The organism is Streptomyces plumbidurans (genome assembly GCF_019857225.1).
Classification (GTDB): domain Bacteria; phylum Actinomycetota; class Actinomycetes; order Streptomycetales; family Streptomycetaceae; genus Streptomyces; species Streptomyces plumbidurans.
Window position 1 is genome coordinate 75,774 of the sequence record NZ_JAFJSY010000023.1, and the last position, 18,692, is coordinate 94,465.

An 18,692-nucleotide genomic window follows, 5' to 3' on the forward strand; every position below is an offset into this window, starting at 1 on the left:
CTACGGCGCAGGCTCCACCACCTGCGCCGACCCACCCCCACGCCGCACGGTCTCAGCCGCAGCCAACCACTTCCCACCCGGCAACCGCTGCACTCCAGTCGCCGCCCCGATCTCCGGGTTCAACGTGAACGAGTGCCCAATACCCTCCAGTTGAGCCCTGAGGCCGGACGGACTGGTGTCGTTGTACAGCGCCGGCTCCATCTCCGTGGTCGCGGCATTCCGCTGACTCACCCGCGGCGCCGCGATCGCGTCCACGAGCGGCAGCCCCCGGTCGAGAAACTCGGTCAGCGTCTGCAGCACGGTGGTGATGATCGTCGCCCCACCGGGTGAACCCAGCGCCACCACCGGCTTGTTGTGCCGGTCCAGCACGATCGTCGGCGAGATCGACGACCGGGGACGCTTGCCCGGCCCCGGCAGGTTCGGGTCGTGCACGGCCGGGTTGGCGGGGGTGAAGGAGAAGTCCGTCAGCTCGTTGTTGAGCAGGAAGCCGCGGCCCGGCACGGTCATCGCGCTGCCGCCGGTCTGCTCGATGGTGAGCGTGTACGAGACGACGTTCCCCCACTTGTCGGCCACCGTCAGATGGGTCGTGTTCTGGCCCTCGTACGTCGTCGGAGCCGCCGTACCGCCGGAGGCGCACGGCGCCGGATGCCGCGGATCACCGGGCGCCAGCGGGCTGGTGAGCACGGCGTCGTCCTTGATCAGGCACGCCCGCGAGTCGGCGAACCGCTGGGAGAGCAGGTCCTTCGTCGGTACGTCCTCGAAGGCGGGGTCGCCGACCCAGCGCCCGCGGTCCGCGAAGGCGATCCGGCTGGCCTCGATGTAGTGGTGCAGATACTGGGCCTCACTCGCCTTCGACAGGTCCGTCTTCTCCATGATGTTGAGCGCTTCGCCGACGGTGGTGCCGCCGGAGGAGGAGGGCGCGATGGAGTAGACGCCGAGGCCGCGGTACGAGGTCTTCGTGGGCGCCTGCAGCTTGGCGCGGTAGACCGCGAGGTCCTTCTGGGAGAGCTTGCCGGGGCGGGCGTTCCAGCCCGAGGAAGGATCGACCGGCGGCTTGTTCACGGTGCGGACGATGTCCCTGCCGAGGTCGCCGTGGTAGATCGCGCCGACGCCCTTCTTCGCCAACTCCTGGTAAGTGCGGGCCAGTTCGGGGTTCTTGAAGGTGGAGCCCACCTCCGGGAGCCGTCCGCCCGGCAGGAACAGCTTCGCCGTGTCCGGGAAGTAGCGGAAGCGCGTCTCGTTCGAGGCGGTCTGCGAGCGGAAGGTGTCGTCGACGGTGAAGCCGTGGCGGGCGATCCGCTCGGCGGGCTCGAGCACCGTCCCGAGTCTCCTGCTCCCCCACTGGTCGAGCGCGGTCTGCCAGGTGGCGGGTGAGCCGGGCGTGCCCACGCTCAGCCCGCTGCTGACGGCGTCGGCGAAGGAGAGAGGCTTGCCGTTCTCCACGAAGAGGTTCGAGTCGGCGCTCAGCGGCGCGGTCTCGCGGCCGTCGATGGTGTGCACCGTACGGGACTTGGCGTCGTAGTAGACGAAGAAGCCGCCGCCTCCGATGCCGGACGAGTAGGGCTCGGTGACGCCGAGGGCGGCGGCGGTGGCGACGGCCGCGTCGACGGCGTTGCCGCCCTTCTTCAGGACCTCGATGCCCGCGGCGGAGGCGTCCGCGTCGACGCTGGAGACCGCGCCGCCGTAGCCGACGGCGACCGGGACTTTCGTGGGAGTGCTGCTCGCCGGTGCGGAGGGCGGCGCCGCCGCTCCCACCGACACCACGGCGGCAGAGACCGCCAGGACCGACAGTTTCCGTGCCACAGGACGACGCATGCGCACCTCCGGTGAGGGACCGTCCGCGCAGCTTAATCCAACGACATGCTCTCGTCAGGAACGACTCGAACACGGGTTTCCCGGGGCCCGCTACCATGCGCGCACATGACTGACGACGTACGCAACATCGTCCTGGGTGTGGTCGCCGCCGGGCTGTCCGCCGCGCTCGGCTGGCTGGCCCGTACCTACCTGTGGAAGCGCAGGCTCCGCCGTAAGCAGGCGTTCTTCGGGCTGCCGGACAACTCCGAGTCGCTGCTGGTGGTGAACCGGGGCGCCGGCGGGCCCGAACTGACGGTGATGCGCTACGACGTGTTCGCTCTCCTCGAACTCGCGGCCCTCATCAAGGACTGCAACGCCCACGCCCAGATACTCGCGCATGACGCGGCCCGTCAGGGCTTCGGCGAGCGCACCGAGTTCTGCGTGGGCGGCCCCGCGTCCAACCGGCGCATGGTGGCGCATCTGGCCTCCATGCTTCCGGGGGTGCGGGTGAACGTGGACGCCGAACCCGGCCCCGACCGCGGCGCCTTCCAGGTCGGCACCGAGCGCTACCGGGTGGAGCCGGGCAGGGAGGAGTACGCGCTCCTCGCCCGGCTGACCGTCGGCCAGAGCCCCAACACCCGCCCCGTCTTCCTCTTCTGCGGTCAGACCGCCATCACCAACCAGGCCGCCACCCGCTATCTGGCCCGCAACCACGAACGCCTCGCCCGCAAGCACGGCAACAGCTCCTTCGTCGTCCTGCTGAAGGTCGTCAACTCGCAGGCGTACGGCCCGGATGTGGTGGAGCTGGTGGCGGACGTGACGCGTGCGGCGCGGACGGAGTTGCCCGCGACCAGCACAGCTGCGCGCAATGCGCACCGCGCGTCCTGAGATCCGACACAATTCAACAATCGTTACTGGCACGTAACTTACCGACGGGTTACTTGCGGTAGGCACCCGAGGTTACCGTCTGGTCACTTTGCACTTACACGAGTGAGGAGTGGCCCGTGGGACACGCTCGTAAGGCCCTGCGTACGACCGCCGTGGGCGCCGTGTCGGCGACGCTGATCGCCGGCAGTGCCCTCGGGCTCGCCCCCGCCGCACAGGCCGCGGACGGCATCCGCTTCGTCGACATCACCGGCGACGGCGGCACGGTCCTGAAGGCGAACGTCATCACGCCCGCGGGCGCGGACGGTTCACACCGCTACCCGCTGCTCGTGCTCCCCACGAGCTGGGCCCTGCCCCAGGTCGAGTACCTCGCACAGGCCCAGAAGCTCGCCAACTCCGGTTATGTCGTGGTCAGTTACAACGTCCGCGGCTTCTGGCAGTCCGGCGGCGAGATAGAAGTGGCGGGACCGGCCGACACGGCCGACGCCTCCAAGGTCATCGACTGGGCGCTCGCCAACACCCCTGCCGACTCACGGCACATCGGCATGGCGGGCGTCTCCTACGGCGCTGGCATCAGCCTCATCGCCGCCGCGCACGACAAGCGCATCAAGGCGGTCGCGGCCCTCAGCGGCTGGGCCGACCTGATCGGCTCGATCTACTCGGGCCGCACCCAGCACGTCCAGGCCGCCGCGCTGCTGGACGGGGCGAGCCTGGTCACCGGCCGTCAGGACCCCGAGGTCCGCCAGGTCTTCAACGACTTCTACGCCTCGAACCTGGCCAAGGAACAAGACCTCATCAACTGGGGGAAGAAACGTTCGCCCGCAACATACGTGGACCAACTCAACAAGAACGGCGCCGCGGTCATGATGGCCAACGCCTGGGGCGACACGATCTTCCCGCCCAACCAGTACGCCGACTTCTACGAGAAGTTGAAGGGCCCCAAGCGGCTGGAGCTGCGCCCCGGCGACCACGCCACCGCCGAGCTGACCGGGCTGCTCGGACTGCCCAACGACGTGTGGACCGACACCGGGCGCTGGTTCGACCACTACCTCAAGGGCGCCGACAACGGCGTCGACCGGGAGCAGCCGGTCCGGCTCAAGTCCCGTTCCACGGGCGGCTACGAGGGCTACCCGGACTGGAAGTCGGTGGCCGCGACCGAGCGGAAGATCGCCCTCGGCGGCACCACCACGATCCACACCAACGTCGACTCGGGCGCGGATGGCGGGATCGTGTTCCTGTCCAGCATCCTCGACCAGGTGGCCAAGCTGCCCCCCGTCGCCTCGATCCCCCTGCTCCCCCGCCGCTGGGCCGCCGTGTGGCAGTCGCAGAGGTACGGCACGGCCCAGCAGATCCGCGGTACGGCCACGTTGCACACCACGGTCACCCCGACCAAGGAGAGCGGCACCCTCGTCGCCTACCTGTACGACGTGGGGCCGCTCGGCCTCGGCAAGCTGGTCAGCAACGCGCCGTACACCTTCCACGGGCGCACGCCCGGAAAGCCGTTCGACCTCGACCTGGAGCTGTTCTCCACGGCCTACGACGTCCCGGCAGGGCACCGGCTCGCCCTGGTCGTCGACACGGTCGACCCGCTCTACATCGAGCACAACCCGTCCGGCGCTCAGCTGACCTTCTCCTCGCCGGCGGACGACCCGTCGTACGTGTCGATTCCGCTGCGCAAGCAGTGATCTCCGGCCGGCGCCGGGCGGGTGGGGCTCTTCGGCTCAGTGCTTGAGGATTCTCACGCCGTCACGCGGTGGTCGGTCGGCGGGCCCTGCGGGGCCCAGAAGCCGGCGGGAACACTGGTCGGCGCATGCAACTCCCCCGTAGTACCTGTTGACGTCATGGAATTCGATCAACGGATCGACGGCCATACGCAGCCCTACCCACTTTCAGCTGTGTCGTCCTGGCCGCAAACTATCCGGACAATGGATCACTTATGGCACGACACGCACTTTTCGGGCATTAGCCGTATTTACGTCGATCTTAGGTCCATGGCGTCACACCTCCGCGACCTCGCCGTACAGCTGCGAGAGCTCCGGCACGCCGCTGGAGGCCCATTCGTGCCCCGAGGCCACGACGTCGAACTCGCGGCCGGAGGCGAGCCGTACGACCGGCTGGCCGCTCGGCCAGATCGCCCAGGCGGCGCCGGGCACGGTGCGCACGAGGACGGTGCCCAGATACAGACCCGCGTCGTTGCCGAGCCAGTGCAGCACTTCCTCGTCGTCGCGCCAGCGCGGCAGCAACTGGTCGAGCGCCTCCAACGAGTCGGCGGAGTCGTCGAGTCGGACGCCCTCCCGGGACGCCTGGGAACGCAGCAGCTCGCACTCGGAGAGAAGTTCGGCGATGCCCTCCGGGTCGGGAACGCCGTGCTTCTCATTCGGGTGGCCCAGAAAAGGGATCTTCATACACCCAGCGTGTCATTCGCACCGGCGTGCGCACCACAGGCGCGCGGGCGGTCACTTCGCGGCGATGTCGTGTCGGTGCTACACGTCCAGGTCCACCACGACCGGCGCGTGGTCGGAGGCGCCCTTGCCCTTGCGCTCCTCGCGGTCGACGTAGGAGTCGGTGACGGCCTTCGCGAACGGTTCGTTGCCGTAGACGAGGTCGATGCGCATGCCGCGGTTCTTGGGGAAGCAGAGCTGGCGGTAGTCCCAGTACGTGAAGGGGTGGTCGTACTTGAGGGGGCGCGGGACGACGTCCGAGAGGCCTGTCTCGCGCAGGGACGTCAGGGCGGCGCGCTCGGCCGGGGTGACATGGGTGAGGCCCTCGAAGGCGGCCACGTCGTAGACGTCGTCGTCCGTCGGCGCCACGTTGTAGTCGCCCATCACCGCGAACGGGCGGCTGCCGGCCGCGTCGCCGGCGACGGCCGCCCTGAGGGCCTCGAACCACTGGAGCTTGTAGGCGTAGTGCGGGTGGTCCACCTCGCGGCCGTTGGGCACGTACACCGACCAGACGCGGACCGGGCCGCAGGTGGCGGAGACGGCGCGAGGCTCCTGAACGCCCTCGTACCCGGGGTCGCCGGGCAGGCCCTTGACGACGTCGTCCAGGCCGACGCGGGAGAGCACCGCCACGCCGTTCCACCTGCCGGTCGCGTTCACCGCCGCCTCGTAGCCCAGCTCGCGCAGCTGGTCGAAGGGGAACTGCTCCTCGGACACTTTGGCCTCCTGGAGGCAGAGCACGTCCGTGCTGCTGCTCTCCAGCCAGGCCAGCAGCCTCGGCAGGCGGGCGGTGATCGAGTTCACGTTCCAGGTCGCGATGCGCATGCCTCACAACCTACCGGGCGGGTCCGACAGCGCGGTCCCGCCCGGTTCGGTCAGACCTCGGCCGAGGAACCAGGGGCGAGCCGCAGGTGCTCCGCGCCGCCCAGGGCGCCGATCTGGCGGTCGTAGATCGGGCGGGCCAGGTCGGTGAGCAGGGCGTCGTGGATGTCGTAGGCGCGCTGCGGGCGGACCTCGCGGACGTAGTCGATGACCTCGGAGATCTTGTTCCAGGGGGCCATCACCGGGAGCATCAGCGTCTCGACCGGGTGGTCGGGGACGGTGAGGGCGTCGCCGGGGTGGAAGACGCTGCCGCCGTCGACGAGGTACCCGACGTTGGTGATGCGCGGGATGTCCGGGTGGATGACGGCGTGCAGCTCGCCGTGGACCTGTACGTCGAAGCCCGCGGCCGTGAACGTGTCGCCGTGCCCGACGGTGTGCACCCGACCCGGGAAGGCGGCCGAGATCTGGTCGGCGACGGACTTGAGGGTCCAGATCTCGGCGGCCGGATTGGCCTCCATGGCGGCCCGCAGCCGCCCCTCGTCGAAGTGGTCCCCGTGCTCGTGCGTGACGAGGATCGCGTCGGCGCCGACCGCGGCGTCCTCCTCGCTGAAGCCGCCGGGATCGAGGACGAGCGCGCGCCCGTCCTTGTCGAGACGGACGCAGCTGTGCGACTTCTTCGTGAGCTTCATGACTCCCATCCTGCCCCTTGCGGGCGTCACTCGGTGGGCGTGGTCTCCTCCCTTATGACCTGCTGGGCGATCCGGAACGCGCTGCCCGCCGCCGGCATGCCGCAGTACACGGCCGCCTGCAGCAGCACCTCCTTGATCTCCGTGGGGGTCAGGCCGTTGCGCAGGGCGGCGCGGATGTGCGGAGCGAGCTGGTCCGTGTGGCCGCCCGCGATCAGGGCGGTGAGGGTCACACAGCTGCGCGAGCGCCGGTCGAGGCCGGGACGGTCCCAGATCTCGCCCCACGCGTACCGGGTGACGAACTCCTGGAAGTCCGTGGAGAACTCGTCCGCCTGCCCCAGCGTCCGGTCGACGTGCGCGTCCCCGAGCACCTCGCGGCGCACCTTGATCCCGGCGTCGTACGGATCGGGCCGTCCCCCCGTCGGACCGGGCACCGCGACCGGGGCCGCGATCTCGGCCACGGGTGCGGGCTGCCGGGGCGCCGCGGGCCGCGCGGGCGCGGTCAGGACCGGCTTGACCGGGGCGGCGGGGATGGCCATCTGGCCGGTGGTCGAGTCGAACGCGGGTCTCCAGTCGGAGGAGAAGTGCCGCACCAGCAGGTCGGTGACGGCCGCGGGCTGCTCGACCGGCACGAGGTGGGAGGCGCCGGGGACCACGGCGAGGCGGGCGTCGGGGATGCCGGCGACCAGGGTGCGCGCCTCGGCGGGGCCGGTGACCCGGTCCTCGGAGCCGACCAGGACGAGGGTGGGCACCTCGACCCCGCTCAGTTGGGACCGTACGTCGAAGGAGGCCAGCGCCTCGCAGGCGGCGATGTAGCAGCCGGGGTCCGTGGTGCGCACCATCTGCACGGCCCACTCGGTGATCGCGGGCTGCGCGGCGGCGAACCCGTGGGTGAACCAGCGGTCCGGGGAGCTACGGGCGATCGGGTCGAGCCCGTTGGTCCGCACGATCACCCCGCGCTGGCGGAACTCGTCCGCCGTGCCGAACCGGGGCGAGGCGGCGATCAGCGTGAGCGAGGCGATCCGCTCGGGGTGGCGCAGCGCCAGTTCGAGCCCGATCGCACCGCCGAACGCACAGCCCGCGTAGCCGAAGCGCTGGATGCCGAGGCCGTCCAGCGTGGCCAGCAGCCGCGAGGTGAGCTCGGTGACCGAGTCCACCGGGTACGCGGGCGCGCCGCCGTGTCCGGGAAGGTCGAAGCGGAAGACGCGCCACTGCTTCGTCAGCTCGGGCACCTGCCGGTCCCACATGTGCCATGTGGTACCCAGTGAGGGACCGAGGATCAGGACCGGGGCGTCTTCTGGCCCGTCAAGGCGGTATTGCAGCTGGGTGGCAGTCGTCTCACTCACTCGACTCACGTTCTCATATCTCACAATTTCTCACGCTGCTGGGTGGGGACCCCGTGCAGGCCCTCCCACGTTGCGGCGGCCCCGCGAAGATCCTCGACGTCTGGCTTCACGTAGTACTTCCGCGTCGTCTTCGGGTTCGTGTGCCCGGCCCACCTCGCCAGGATGTGCTCCGGCACCCCCTGGTTCGCCAGGTAGGTCAGGCAACTGGCCCGAGCATCGTACAAACGGACTTGGCGCATCCCGAGCTTGCCCATGAGCCGGTAGGCCGCTTTGCGCAAGTGCTTGCCGTTGAGTGCCACGCCAATCTCGTCGACAAGCACGTAGCCGGAGTCGACGTAATCGGCTCCGGCCGCGAGCTTCTCCGCGGCCTGGACCGCCCGGTACTTCCTCAGCGCCTCCCACAGCGGAGCAGGGAGCGGGAGTCCGCGGTCACTCGCCTGTGACTTGGTGTCCTTCTCGACGACGATCGAGTTGTTCATCAGCGTCCGGGTGCTGGCGACCTGCAGTGTCCGGGCGTCGAGGTCGATGTGCTCCCACCGCAGGCCGCAGACTTCCGCGGGGCGAAGCCCGAGCAGGCTGAGCAGCAGTGGTGCGTAGAAGCGCTCGTCGAGGATGCCGGCGACGAAGGTGCGGACTTCTTCCACGTTCCACGGAGGTACGTCGATCTTCGCCTTCCGCTCGGCCTTGCGGGCCTTACGCGGGATCGACACCTCGGAGGCGACGTTGATACGGACGAGCTTCTTGGTCACCGCGCGGTTGAGGAGTTCCTTCAGCCTGCCGAGCGCCATGTCCACCGTCGTCGTGGACAGCCCGGTGCCAGGGCGGTGACGGACTCGGCCTTCGGCCAGCATCCACTTGACGAAGTCCACGACCTGCTCTTCCGTGAGCTGCTGGAGCGGGATGTGGCCGAGCCGCGCGCGGACTGGCTTGAGCGTCGTCATGTAGGAGTTCATGGTCGTGACCTCGAGGTCCTCGGCCTTCAGCGCGAGCCACTGGTCGATCCACTCGTCGAGCGTGATCTTGTTGGGAACGATCAGCGTGCCGGAGTTCTTCTCGTTGACGAGCCGCGCGTACTCGGCCTTGGCTTCCTTGCGCGTGTCCTTGGTGACGGTCAGCTGCCGGCGGCCGCCGTCCGGCCTGCGCCCGATGTCCAGGACGAACCGGTAACGCTTCTTGCCGCTCGGGAGCTTGATCTCCTTGATCGGGTCAGACATGGGGATTCCCTTGCAGGGTCGGACCCTGCCGGCAGCTCCCCGCTCCTGTGGTGGACGGGTTGCGCCGGCGCCGGGACTGGCTGGTGGTCTCCACGGCTGGCGCCGTAGAGCGGGCGATGGCTGAGCAGGGGGCACGGGCGGTGCTGTCTCCGGCAGACGGTGCCTGCCGGGTGCGCTCGGTCAGGTCACCTCCTTCGCCGCAACTTGCGTGCGCGTGAGTTAGTTGCACGCGTTCCATATGATGCCTTACCGTCCATGCCGGGTCACAGAATCCGTGAATTCCCGGAGGGACTCGCCGGTTCCGCGAGAGCTGCGGCGCTTACCGCACCGCCAGGAGCGCATGCCTGGCGACGACCCCGGGTGGTACCGCGATAGGGAGTCGCCGAATGAGCAAGCACAAGAAGGCCCCGACCCTCGACGAAGTGCGCAAGTGGCCTGCGACGGTGAGCGTCATCGACGCAGCGTCCGCGATGGGCGTGAGCAAGACGAAGCTTTACGAGCAGGTCAGGGCCGGTTCGGCTCCGGTGCGCACGCTCCCCATCTCGGGGGTGCGGCGCGTGGTGACGGCTTCGCTGGTGCGGCTCCTGGAGACAGGTGACGCCGACCAGGCGCTGACGCCGGCCACTGGCTGACAACCGTCTTTGCCTGGGGTCGGCGACGCGGCGCCGGCCCCAGGCGGGGCCGCCTCACCTGGAGCTTTGCGGAGCATGGAGTGAGGCGGCACGCCACTCGGGGTCCGGGAGCAGCGGGTTTCAAGCCAAATCATGATCCTGGCGAGAAGTCAGTATTCAAGCATTTTTATCCGCCCTTGAAAAGTGCCCAATTGGGCACTGACACATGATCTTTTGCCAATCAGTTTTGTGGGGTGCCTGAGCAGGAACCCGACTGGATCGTTCTTCGTCGGCGCGCCATCGGAGAGCGGATCCGTACGGTGCGGCGTCACCGAAAGCTGTCTCAGGAGCAGTTGGCGAACCTGATCGAGATCGATCGCCGGTCGGTGCACCGTTATGAGACGGCGCAGCGGGATCCAGCGCTGTCGATGCTGCTGAGGATGGCCGATGCGCTCGATGTGCCCGTGTCGCTCCTGGTGAGTGGATCGCTAGAGCTGGACCTGCGCAACGCCCACCGGGATGCCCGCCCGACCCTCTGAGGGCCGACGGCGGGCCGCCGATGGTGTGAGGTCAGGAAGTCTGAACGCGCTCGACGATGTGCTGGAGCCGCTCGTCGAAGACCTTCGGAGCGTCAGAGGTAAGTGAGGCCAAGGCGATCAGGGCGGTGATAGCCACGTCTGACAGTTCCTTGTGGACGTCGTCCCAGGTGTGGCTGGCACCCTTGCGGGGATTCGCTCCCATCGCTCCGTGGACGGCCTCGGCAACCTCCCCGAACTCTTCGCCGATCTTGAGCACGCGCATCAGCTTCGCGGTGTCTCCTGTGACCGGGCTCTTCTCGTCGAGCCAGTCGACGAGGCCTTGAAGGCGCTCCCATGTTGCTTCCATCGTGTCCTTCCTGAGGTGGGGGGTGCTGCGGGTCAGAACAGTGCCTTCGTGGCGACGCGTTGCGGGTCCTGCACTGGCAAGGCGCCAACCGGGACCAGGTCGAGCTGGACAGCCAGGCCGGAATGGTCTGTAAGCCGGTTCGCTGCGGTCCGTGGCTCGTGGATGTAGTAGCAGCCGCGCAGGGAGTCCGCGATGCCTGCGGACACGTGGGCGTGGTCGTAGCGGTAGCCGTCGCCGGTTCGCCCGACCCAGGAGTACTCGGCGGCGTCGGGGTGCAGACGGCGGAAGGCGTCCTGGTAGCCGTTACGGTCCAGCCATGAGTAGAAGTCGTACTCGAAGGGCCGGAAGAACGGGTACTTGGGGTGGTGATTCGGTTCGAGGATGTTGAAGTCGCCCATCACGATCCGGTGGGTCTCCTCCTCGCCCGCGGGGATCGTATGGCGCGCCTGCTCGAGGAACCGCTTCTTGCGCTGTGTCTTGGCGGGGCTGGCATCGCGTGAAGGGACATAGAGCCCGAGAATCTCCACCGGCCCGGTCAGTGTGTTGACTGTGGCTGCGACGGCGCGGTGTGGGAGGTACTCGAACCGGATGTCGCTCGGCGTGAGTTCGAGGCGGCTGACGATCATCACGCCGCGCTCACCGCGCTCCGGGAGCGGGAACTGGACGTGGTAGCCGGCGTCGGTGAAGTGCTGTGCCAGGTGCTGGCAGCCGGCGCTATTGGCTGTCTCTGTCAGCACGAGGACCTGTTCCGGCCGGGACGCCAGGTAGGAGAGCTGTCGCTCCGCTCGTTCCTGGGAGGGGTTGTTGAGGTTGAACGTGAGCGCATCCAGCGTCATGAGGCTTGTTGCTCCGTAGTGCGAGGACCTCGCCCGCGATGAGGCGCGCGAGGGTGTCGGGGTCGGTGGCGGTCGCGTCCAGCTCGAGGACCTCAACGCCTTGGTCCTTGAGGAAGGTAGCGGCTTCGATGAACAGCCTGTGCTCTTTCGCGGTGCTGCCGGGTTCGCGCTCGTACCGGCTGTGAGCGCCGCGGTGGGCGAGCCTGGAGCTGATCACGTCAGGACGTGCGGTGAGGAAGACCGCGAGGTCTGGGCGGTCCGCAGCCTCGTTCATCTGCCAGACGGTGTCGCGGTCGAGGCCGTCCAGCACCTGCAGGACGAGCGAGGAGGCGACGTAGCGGTCGCAGACGACGATCTCACCGCGCAGCATGGCCGGCCTGATCTGCTCGTCGAGGTGCTGGTAGCGGTCGGCGGCGATAAGGTGCGCCATTGCCCGGCCTCGGAAGGTGTCGGTGCCCTGGCGGGCGATTGTGCCCAGCGGCGTGTCAGTCGGCTCGCGTGTCACGCAGACTGTGAGCCCTGAGTCCCGCAGGACTGATGCGAGAACGGCTGTCGTCGTGGACTTCCCGATACCGCCCGGTCCCTCAAGGGTGATGAGCATCCCTGAGCCGCTCATGAGGCAGCAATCACGGGGAGCACGCGGGACTGCGGGGGTACGACGGGGCACTGCTCGCTGTCCACGGCGCCGATGCGGTGACCGGCGGCCACCACAGCGGCTGGGCAGCCTTTGCCGCAGCGGGAGTTCATCGAGCAGCCGCCGCACGTGTCGTTCGCGCCGACCTGCCACCGCTCGTGGAAGTCGTACGCATCCAGTCGGTCGGCGATGTTGTCGTCTTCCCACACGTTGCCGACGATGAAGTCGGTGTCGTCGTGCTGCGACACCTTCGTCCGCGCGGCGAAGACAAGGTACGGGCAGACGGCGACCTCGCCCTGGGTGAAGACGTAGATGATCCGGCCTGCTTCGCAGTTACTCAAGGGCTTGTCGTCGTTGGGAAACCGGATGTGGACCATGTCCAGGCCGTCGTCGACGAATGGCATGGTCAGGTCGCGGATGTGCCGCATGTGGTCGTCCGGGCGACGCAGCTTGCGCTCCGCGTTGGCGCCCCGCCCTATCGGGCCGAGCGGGTTCATCAGGACGTAGGAGGCGCCCTGGTCCCGGGCGAAGGCACAAAGCTGCGCGTATTCCTCGTCCTCGGCCAGGTTGTTCGGCGTGCACAGCAGGCCTTGCAGGATGCCGGCTTGGCCGAACTTGCGGACGGTGGCGACGGTCTCCTCGAACCCCTCAGGGCGGCCGCGGAACTTGCCGTGGGACTCGGCGGAGAACCCGTCGAGGGAGACGTTCATGTGCACGCCGAGCCCGGCAAGGACGTCGATCTGGTGGTCGGTCACCATGGTGGCGTTGGTGCAGATACCGACGCCCATGCCGGCTTCGCAGAACTCGCGGGTGATCTGGATCAGGTCGGCGTGCATGAACGGCTCGCCGCCCGTAAGCGTGATGCGGTTGACGCAGGCTTCCGCGAGCTGTGGCACGAGGCGTCCGCGGACGTCGGACAGGCTCATGTAGCTCCCGCGGCGGGTTGCCGAGACGAAGCAGTGCGCGCACTTTTCGTTGCACGGCTCGCAGATCTGAATGAGGGCCTTGCGGTACGGGGGCTCGACGGACGTGCGGAAGTAGCAGGACGCCGCGGTGTCCGCGGTGATGATGGGGCGAGTGGTCATGTCGGTCCTCCTGGGACTGTGTGGATCCCGTCCCGCTCGTGCGTCAGGGCCGGCACGAGCGGGACGGGCGCTGATCTCACACAGCGGTGGGCTGCCGGTGCATGAAGAAGGTGTTCGCCTGGCGCATCAGGCGCTCGAGGCAGTCCGCGCACGCGTGGAAAGGGGCATGCTGGCCGTCCCACTGGACCGGCCCGAGGTAGATCACTGGCAGTCCGGAGCGCTCGCAGCCGAGCCAGCAAGCGCCCCTGATCCACTGCCGCTTCATCGGAAGACTCCTTCCAAGGCAGTGCTAGCGGCACTCGGCCGGGTGCAGGCGTTCCAGGCCGGTGGCGATGAGGTCTCGTACGGCCTGGGGCCGGCACAGGTCGCTTTCGCGGCGGGGCGGGAGGACCCAGTAGGGCCCGGGTGGGGCGAGTCTGTGCAGGGCGGGCACCCCGAGGTAGAAGCCATCGCCCAGGCAGGGGGCGTGGTCCTCGCGGTCCCAGACAAGGCCGGCGTGCGCCTCGATGAGTGCGTAGTAGGTGACGTCCGCTGGGGGACGGTCGCGGATCACGGCGCCGTCGAGGAGCTCGGCGAGCGCGGCTGCGACCTGTCCCGGGTCATCGGTGCCGCAGGCCGCGTGTACGAGTTCGCCCCGCAGACGGATAGCGGACAGGCGATCCCCCATCGGCAGCAGCGCGACCCCCTGGGCCTGCCACTCGGCCTCGGCCTTCCGGGGCTGGCCGTGCACCCGCGCCAGCCACTCGATGATCCGGTACGCGGGCTCGGTCATTGGTCTTCTCCTTGCTGGGTTTGCCGGTACCGGCCGGCGGTGGCTACCTGGATCGCCGCGCCGGTGGGGCACAGGGCGCCGGGGCCGGCCATCGGCACGGCCCAGTAGGAGGCGTGGGCGTGCTGACTGGGGTCGGTGAGATCCGGGCGCGGCACGGAGAGCAGCGCGGAGCGACCCAGGCACTGGACGCCGGGCGGGAGCGTCTCCTGCTCGACGTCCGGCGGGACCAGGACGTAGTAGCTGTCACCGTCGGTGCTGACGAATGCGGGGCCGCCGCCGAGTGCGCTGGCCAGGTAGCGGGCAACGCCGTCCGCTTCACTGGTGTGGGCCGCGGCGTAGATGGTGGGGGCGGGGATGGTGAGGACGGAGAAGGCGAGTCCGCAGTCCAATACGGCGATGCCGCACTTGCGCCAGTCCTCGGTGGCCTCGCCGAGATCGTGGGCTGCTGTCAGGAGCCATTCGGCAACGGCGACGTCCGTCCCGGGCACGATGCTCCCCATCCCGTCGTTCTGCGTCTCGGACATCAGCCACTCCGCGGAGTTTCGGCTTCGGTACCCAACGTGACCGCCTCCCTACTACGCTCGATCGGTGGTGGGTACGACCGTAGAAAGCCGAGGTCAAGCCCAGAAGTGACCCTCAGTACGGGTTACTTGGCGCTCGCCGCGAGGAGACCTGCACGCATGCCTTCACGATCTTCAGGAACCCCGACCGGCAGTCAGGGTTCGTCGAATTCGCGCTCCCGTATCGGGGTGATCTCCGGCTACGTCTTCCGCATCATGCGTGAGCAGCAGGGCTACACCCAGGAAGAAACGGCGGGGCACCTGCGTGTTTCGCCGGACACGGTCGCGGGCTGGGAGTCGGGGCGACGCTCCCTTACTGCCGTGCCGGTGGGGCAGATGCTGATGCTCCGCCACCGGTTACTTGCGATGGGCACCACGCCGGCTCTGCTGGCCGCTTTCGAGCGTGCTCTGGAGGCGGACGTCCTGCTGACGGGGGCCCTGGAAGACGTCTACGAGCCTGAGACCGCCCCGTTGGGCTCCTGGGTCCTCCAGCGCGACCTGGTGGAGGTTCTGGCGTGGCCCCTCAACGGCGTTGCCCCCGAGCCTGTACGGGCGTTGCCTGCCCCGCCCCGGCAGCGCCGCGGGCCCGTCCCGACCGCACCGGAGCTGGCTGCCGGTGACCGCCAGACGTTCTTTGCCCGGATGCGATCGACGGCTGAACAAGCCCGCGGCGAGGACCAGTTCCTCCTGCGCCGGCAGGCCCTGTACCTGGCCGGCTACGACGACAGTGAGGACACCCCGGACTGGCTGGCTCACCAGCAGTCCGTGCAGCGTCCGAGCGGATGGCTCACGGACTGGCTCAACAGCCGTTCCGTTGCCGCTGTCAGCGCACGGCAGGGAGACACCGACCGCATGGAGTTCTTCATCGACCGTGCGCTCACCGACGACGACGCCAGTGAGAGGGCGAACCTTGCGTACTGGGCCTACTGGCTCGGCGAGAGTCCTCACATCCAGCTCTCCGACGACTTCATCGCCTCGGCCGCGCTGGGCTCCTGGCACGGCGAGAAGCTCCTGAACCATCTCGCCGCAGGCTTCAAGGCGGAGCACGGCTTCGTCGCGCTGAACATCCACAGCGTCTGGTCGCTGCTCACGGTCCGGCCTCAACTGCTGCGGTCCGGTGCAGCAAGCAGGGCACTTCGCGACAGGCTCCCCGTGATGTTGGATAGCCGGGAGTTGTCGGCGCGGGCGCGCCGGGAGCTCGAAGGTATCCGGTACGCGATCCGCCTCAATGAGGCGTGAGAGGAGACCACAGTGGCTGATGAGGGCCTGCCTGCGGTAGCACGGTTTCTGTACGAGGCGGGGACCTTGAAGGCGGCGAAGCGCACCGGTTGGTGGATGGCCGGCGTGCGTGACCCCGAGTCCGTGGCTGAGCACTCCTGGCGTACTGCGCTGATCGCTTCCATCATCGCCAAGCTCGAGGGCGCCGACCCGGCGCGGGCCGCTTTCCTCGCTGTCTGGCACGACTCGCAGGAGACGCGCACCGGCGACGTCAATCACCTGGGGAAGAAGTACACGCAGGGCGAGGTCGATCCGCGTGCCATCACTGCCGACCAGGTCGCCGGGTTTCCCCAGGAGTTGGCCCAGGCCGTCGTCGAGGTCGTTGCCGAGTACGAGGAGCAAGAGTCCCCGGAGGCTGTCTGTGCACGGGATGCGGACAAGCTGGAGTGCATGATTCAGGGCGTCGAGTACAGGTCGCAGGGCTACGGGAATGCGCAGCGGTGGATCGACAACAGCCGCGGGCGGATCGTGACCAAGAGCGGCCAGCAGCTGGCCGACGCGGTGCTGGCGTCAGGCTCGCTGGACTGGCTGCGCGCGGCGCTCGGTGAGGGCGGCGCGTAGACCGTGCCGTAGAAGTCGGGGGCGTCGGTGGCGCCTGCTTCGGGGGCCGGCTTTCAGTGTGAGGCTGGGGGCCGGCTTTCGTCTTGGGGGTGAACCGTTCGGGCTTGTGAGCCGTAAAACTGGGCAATTGCACGCGTGCGACTCACACCAACGTGGGAAGAATCCATCAAGAGCGGTCAGTGGCTGGACTTGATCTAGTGACCTGGGTCACAGTGTCAGACCCTTGGGGGACACTACTGTCATCGAGAAAGCTACTGGGGGGTAGGGGCGATTCGGATGACCATCCAAGAACAGCGCGCAGCCGAGCACGACGACGACATCATCACTGAGCTGTCGGAAGACGAGTTCCGTGCTGCCGCGTACCAGGCCCTGGAACGACTAGGGCTGACGTACGCACAGCTGCGTGAGATGGCCCGCCGGCGCGAGTTCAGCTCGGCGCAGGCCCAAACGCTATGGGTATCAATCGGCGGCGCACTTGATCTCTGACAGGCTCCGTGACCAGACCAACATGTTCGGCAAAGAGATCCAGTCTCTTCTGAACAGCACCATCGCCAGTCACGTACAGATAAAGGCGGTTGCGCTCTCCAAGGGCGACGACCGCCTTTTCACGCTCGGGCACCTCGTCAGCAAGCACACCATGACCGCCCAGCGGTTCCCTCTCAAGCCGAAGCGCGAGAAGACCGGCCTGTGGATGGACGTGAGCTTCCAGCTGCGTCTGGATGCCGAGCGCGAGCACCTCATGGTCCACAAATCGTTCTTCGGTGTCTTCGGCTCTCAAGACGCCAAGCATGGCCTGTGCCACTACGACTACGAGCGCGACAAGCCCGACGGCTACCCGGACGCGCACCTGCAGATCGACGCCCGCTCCGATCTCTTCGACGCGGTCAACGATCCCAGATGCGACCCGGGGCGGTCCCTGGCCCAGCTGCACTTCCCGGTCGGCGGGAAGCGGTTCAGGCCCTGCCTGGAGGACGTCATCGAGTTCCTCGTCGTCGAGCGGCTGGTGCAAGCACGCGACGGCTACGAGAAGGTCCTCGAGGCCGGCCGTGAAAGGTTCCGCAAGAACCAGCTGATGGCAGCCATGCGAAGGGACCGCGCAACAGTCGAGGTCTTCGTCGAACGCTACGGCGTACGTACTGGCGCGTAGGAGAAACGGCAAGGTGGGCCCCACCCCCGTCGGGGGTGGGGCCCACCTTGCTTTCGAATACGCCAGGACGTTGGAGCGCCTCACGATGTGTCAGCCGAAACGGCGGATCTCCTTCGCTTCGCAGGACCCGGGCGGGCTGCGGCGCGCCGCAGCGCTCTCATGCGGTCTTCCGCCGGGGGTCGAGCGCGGCGGCCTGCGGTGCCGGCGACGAGCTGGACGGATCGGGGGCACTGTCGCGGCGGCAGACCAGGGCGTCCGGGTCGTCAGCGGGTGCCTGCAAGGAGTATCCGGTGGGGCACGTCTGGCCGTCTTTCCCGTCCGCGCCGTCCTTGCCATCCCTGCCGTCCTGGCCTGCGGGACCGGCAGGCCCCTGGGGCCCCGCAGGACCGGTCGCTCCGGCTGCGCCGTCAACTCCCGGTGCGCCGCTGGCACCTGGTGCGCCACTGGCTCCTGGGTGCCCTTCAGAGCCGTTTCTGCCCGGCGCTCCGGACGGCCCCGGCTTCCCGGCCGGGCCGGGCGGCCCTGGTACCTGCACGGGCACCTTGGCGCGGGCGCCGAGGTCGTCGACCGCCTTGCTGGGATCCGGCGCGACCGGGGTGCCACCGCCCGCCTGTACCTGCAGCCGAAGAGCACGGACGTCCCCTGCGAGCGTGGACACCGCGCTGCCGCGGCGGTCTGCTTCCTGGGCGAAGAGGTCGGCCTTGTGTGCCTCTCTGCCGATGAGGAAGAAGGCGAAGGCCAGGCCGCCCGCCAGGACGGTCAGGCCGGTCACGATCCACAGGAGGTGGCGGGCGCGGTACAGGGCGCCTTCCGTGGGCGTCACGGCAGTTGCCCTCCCAGCTGGGCGACGATGGCGCGGAGACGGTCGATCTCCGCTTGGAGACGAGAGTTCTCGGACCGCAGTGCCGACGCCTCGGCCTCTGCCGCGCTGGCCCGGGCTTCGGCGGCGGCTTCGTCCGTCTCTGCCTTGTCCCGCTCCTTCACGAGGCGGCCAGTGAGCGCGTCATAGCCGGTCAGGGCACCGCTCTCTCGGGCAGCCCGGTTCGCGCCGCGCTGACCGTACATGGCCGCCGCCGCTGTCACGGGTGCTGTCACGAGAGCAGCGATTGCCGTGATCAGGGCAGCATCCATGCGGCCT

General features: G+C 68.5%; 23 protein-coding genes. 8 read left to right on the plus strand and 15 right to left on the minus strand.

Annotated features, from left to right (window positions below):
• Positions 1-1,815, minus strand: a complete 1,815-nt coding sequence (ggt, locus tag JYK17_RS17265) for a gamma-glutamyltransferase (RefSeq protein ID WP_128801542.1) — start codon at positions 1,813-1,815, stop codon at positions 1-3.
• Positions 1,816-1,920: 105 nt separating this feature from the next.
• Here ggt and JYK17_RS17270 point away from each other — a divergent pair, with 105 nt between their 5' ends.
• Together JYK17_RS17270 and JYK17_RS17275 are read left to right on the plus strand one after the other, a co-directional pair.
• Positions 1,921-2,682: a hypothetical protein gene (locus tag JYK17_RS17270; RefSeq protein ID WP_108006499.1), complete on the plus strand. Its 762-nt coding sequence runs from the start codon at positions 1,921-1,923 to the stop codon at positions 2,680-2,682.
• 116 nt (positions 2,683-2,798) lie between these two features.
• Positions 2,799-4,364, plus strand: a complete 1,566-nt coding sequence (locus JYK17_RS17275) for a CocE/NonD family hydrolase (RefSeq protein ID WP_108006501.1) — start codon at positions 2,799-2,801, stop codon at positions 4,362-4,364.
• 312 nt (positions 4,365-4,676) lie between these two features.
• On the opposite strand, the gene JYK17_RS17280 is transcribed toward JYK17_RS17275, so the two are convergent.
• From JYK17_RS17280 to JYK17_RS17300, 5 genes are all read right to left on the minus strand, one after another.
• Positions 4,677-5,084: a DUF6278 family protein gene (locus JYK17_RS17280; RefSeq protein WP_108006503.1), complete on the minus strand. Its 408-nt coding sequence runs from the start codon at positions 5,082-5,084 to the stop codon at positions 4,677-4,679.
• 78 nt (positions 5,085-5,162) lie between these two features.
• Positions 5,163-5,942, minus strand: a complete 780-nt coding sequence (locus JYK17_RS17285; protein ID WP_222810681.1) for an exodeoxyribonuclease III — start codon at positions 5,940-5,942, stop codon at positions 5,163-5,165.
• Between the two features lie 50 nt (positions 5,943-5,992).
• Positions 5,993-6,628, minus strand: coding sequence for an MBL fold metallo-hydrolase (locus JYK17_RS17290; protein ID WP_108006507.1), 636 nt, complete (start codon positions 6,626-6,628; stop codon positions 5,993-5,995).
• A gap of 26 nt (positions 6,629-6,654) precedes the next feature.
• Positions 6,655-7,971 carry a bifunctional 3-oxoadipate enol-lactonase/4-carboxymuconolactone decarboxylase PcaDC gene (gene pcaDC / locus JYK17_RS17295; protein WP_222810682.1) on the minus strand — a complete coding sequence of 439 codons (1,317 nt, stop codon included), beginning with the start codon at positions 7,969-7,971 and terminating at the stop codon, positions 6,655-6,657.
• A gap of 20 nt (positions 7,972-7,991) precedes the next feature.
• Positions 7,992-9,185: a tyrosine-type recombinase/integrase gene (locus JYK17_RS17300; protein WP_222810683.1), complete on the minus strand. Its 1,194-nt coding sequence runs from the start codon at positions 9,183-9,185 to the stop codon at positions 7,992-7,994.
• Positions 9,186-9,571: 386 nt separating this feature from the next.
• On the opposite strand from JYK17_RS17300, the gene JYK17_RS17305 reads away from it, so the two are divergent.
• Together JYK17_RS17305 and JYK17_RS17310 are read left to right on the plus strand one after the other, a co-directional pair.
• On the plus strand, positions 9,572-9,817 hold the full coding sequence (locus tag JYK17_RS17305; protein WP_222810684.1) for a DNA-binding protein: 246 nt from the start codon (positions 9,572-9,574) through the stop codon (positions 9,815-9,817).
• 233 nt (positions 9,818-10,050) lie between these two features.
• Complete coding sequence (locus tag JYK17_RS17310) at positions 10,051-10,335, plus strand: helix-turn-helix domain-containing protein (protein WP_222810685.1); 285 nt, start codon at positions 10,051-10,053, stop codon at positions 10,333-10,335.
• Positions 10,336-10,366: 31 nt separating this feature from the next.
• On the opposite strand, the gene JYK17_RS17315 is transcribed toward JYK17_RS17310, so the two are convergent.
• The 7 genes from JYK17_RS17315 to JYK17_RS17345 all read right to left on the minus strand — a co-directional run bounded on the left by JYK17_RS17315 (position 10,367) and on the right by JYK17_RS17345 (position 14,532).
• A complete protein-coding gene (locus JYK17_RS17315) occupies positions 10,367-10,681 on the minus strand; it encodes a MazG-like family protein (protein ID WP_222810686.1) in 315 nt (104 codons plus the stop codon).
• 32 nt (positions 10,682-10,713) lie between these two features.
• Complete coding sequence (locus JYK17_RS17320) at positions 10,714-11,511, minus strand: endonuclease/exonuclease/phosphatase family protein (protein WP_372465157.1); 798 nt, start codon at positions 11,509-11,511, stop codon at positions 10,714-10,716.
• Positions 11,396-12,118: a dTMP kinase gene (gene tmk, locus JYK17_RS17325; protein ID WP_261995840.1), complete on the minus strand. Its 723-nt coding sequence runs from the start codon at positions 12,116-12,118 to the stop codon at positions 11,396-11,398. The genes JYK17_RS17320 and tmk overlap by 116 nt, the downstream gene beginning before the upstream one ends.
• Positions 12,119-12,129: 11 nt before the next feature.
• A complete protein-coding gene (locus tag JYK17_RS17330) occupies positions 12,130-13,236 on the minus strand; it encodes a radical SAM/SPASM domain-containing protein (protein ID WP_222810687.1) in 1,107 nt (368 codons plus the stop codon).
• Positions 13,237-13,312: 76 nt separating this feature from the next.
• Positions 13,313-13,501: a hypothetical protein gene (locus JYK17_RS17335; RefSeq protein ID WP_222810688.1), complete on the minus strand. Its 189-nt coding sequence runs from the start codon at positions 13,499-13,501 to the stop codon at positions 13,313-13,315.
• Positions 13,502-13,525: 24 nt separating this feature from the next.
• A complete protein-coding gene (locus JYK17_RS17340) occupies positions 13,526-14,008 on the minus strand; it encodes a hypothetical protein (RefSeq protein WP_222810689.1) in 483 nt (160 codons plus the stop codon).
• Positions 14,005-14,532, minus strand: coding sequence for a hypothetical protein (locus JYK17_RS17345; RefSeq protein WP_222810690.1), 528 nt, complete (start codon positions 14,530-14,532; stop codon positions 14,005-14,007). Before JYK17_RS17345 ends, JYK17_RS17340 begins: the two co-directional genes overlap by 4 nt.
• A gap of 156 nt (positions 14,533-14,688) precedes the next feature.
• On the opposite strand from JYK17_RS17345, the gene JYK17_RS17350 reads away from it, so the two are divergent.
• The 4 genes from JYK17_RS17350 (at position 14,689) to JYK17_RS17365 (ending at position 17,554) form a co-directional block, all read left to right on the plus strand.
• On the plus strand, positions 14,689-15,807 hold the full coding sequence (locus tag JYK17_RS17350) for a helix-turn-helix domain-containing protein (RefSeq protein WP_222810767.1): 1,119 nt from the start codon (positions 14,689-14,691) through the stop codon (positions 15,805-15,807).
• A 12-nt stretch (positions 15,808-15,819) separates the two neighbouring features.
• Positions 15,820-16,407 carry an HD domain-containing protein gene (locus JYK17_RS17355; RefSeq protein ID WP_222810691.1) on the plus strand — a complete coding sequence of 196 codons (588 nt, stop codon included), beginning with the start codon at positions 15,820-15,822 and terminating at the stop codon, positions 16,405-16,407.
• A gap of 276 nt (positions 16,408-16,683) precedes the next feature.
• The gene (locus tag JYK17_RS17360) at positions 16,684-16,893 is read left to right on the plus strand and encodes a hypothetical protein (protein WP_222810692.1); all 210 of its coding nucleotides are present in this window, start codon (positions 16,684-16,686) and stop codon (positions 16,891-16,893) included.
• Between the two features lie 22 nt (positions 16,894-16,915).
• Positions 16,916-17,554, plus strand: coding sequence for a hypothetical protein (locus JYK17_RS17365; protein ID WP_261995841.1), 639 nt, complete (start codon positions 16,916-16,918; stop codon positions 17,552-17,554).
• A 157-nt stretch (positions 17,555-17,711) separates the two neighbouring features.
• On the opposite strand, the gene JYK17_RS17370 is transcribed toward JYK17_RS17365, so the two are convergent.
• Complete coding sequence (locus JYK17_RS17370) at positions 17,712-18,377, minus strand: collagen-like protein (protein ID WP_222810694.1); 666 nt, start codon at positions 18,375-18,377, stop codon at positions 17,712-17,714.
• Positions 18,374-18,685, minus strand: coding sequence for a hypothetical protein (locus JYK17_RS17375; RefSeq protein WP_222810695.1), 312 nt, complete (start codon positions 18,683-18,685; stop codon positions 18,374-18,376). Before JYK17_RS17375 ends, JYK17_RS17370 begins: the two co-directional genes overlap by 4 nt.
• Positions 18,686-18,692: the final 7 nt, after the last annotated feature.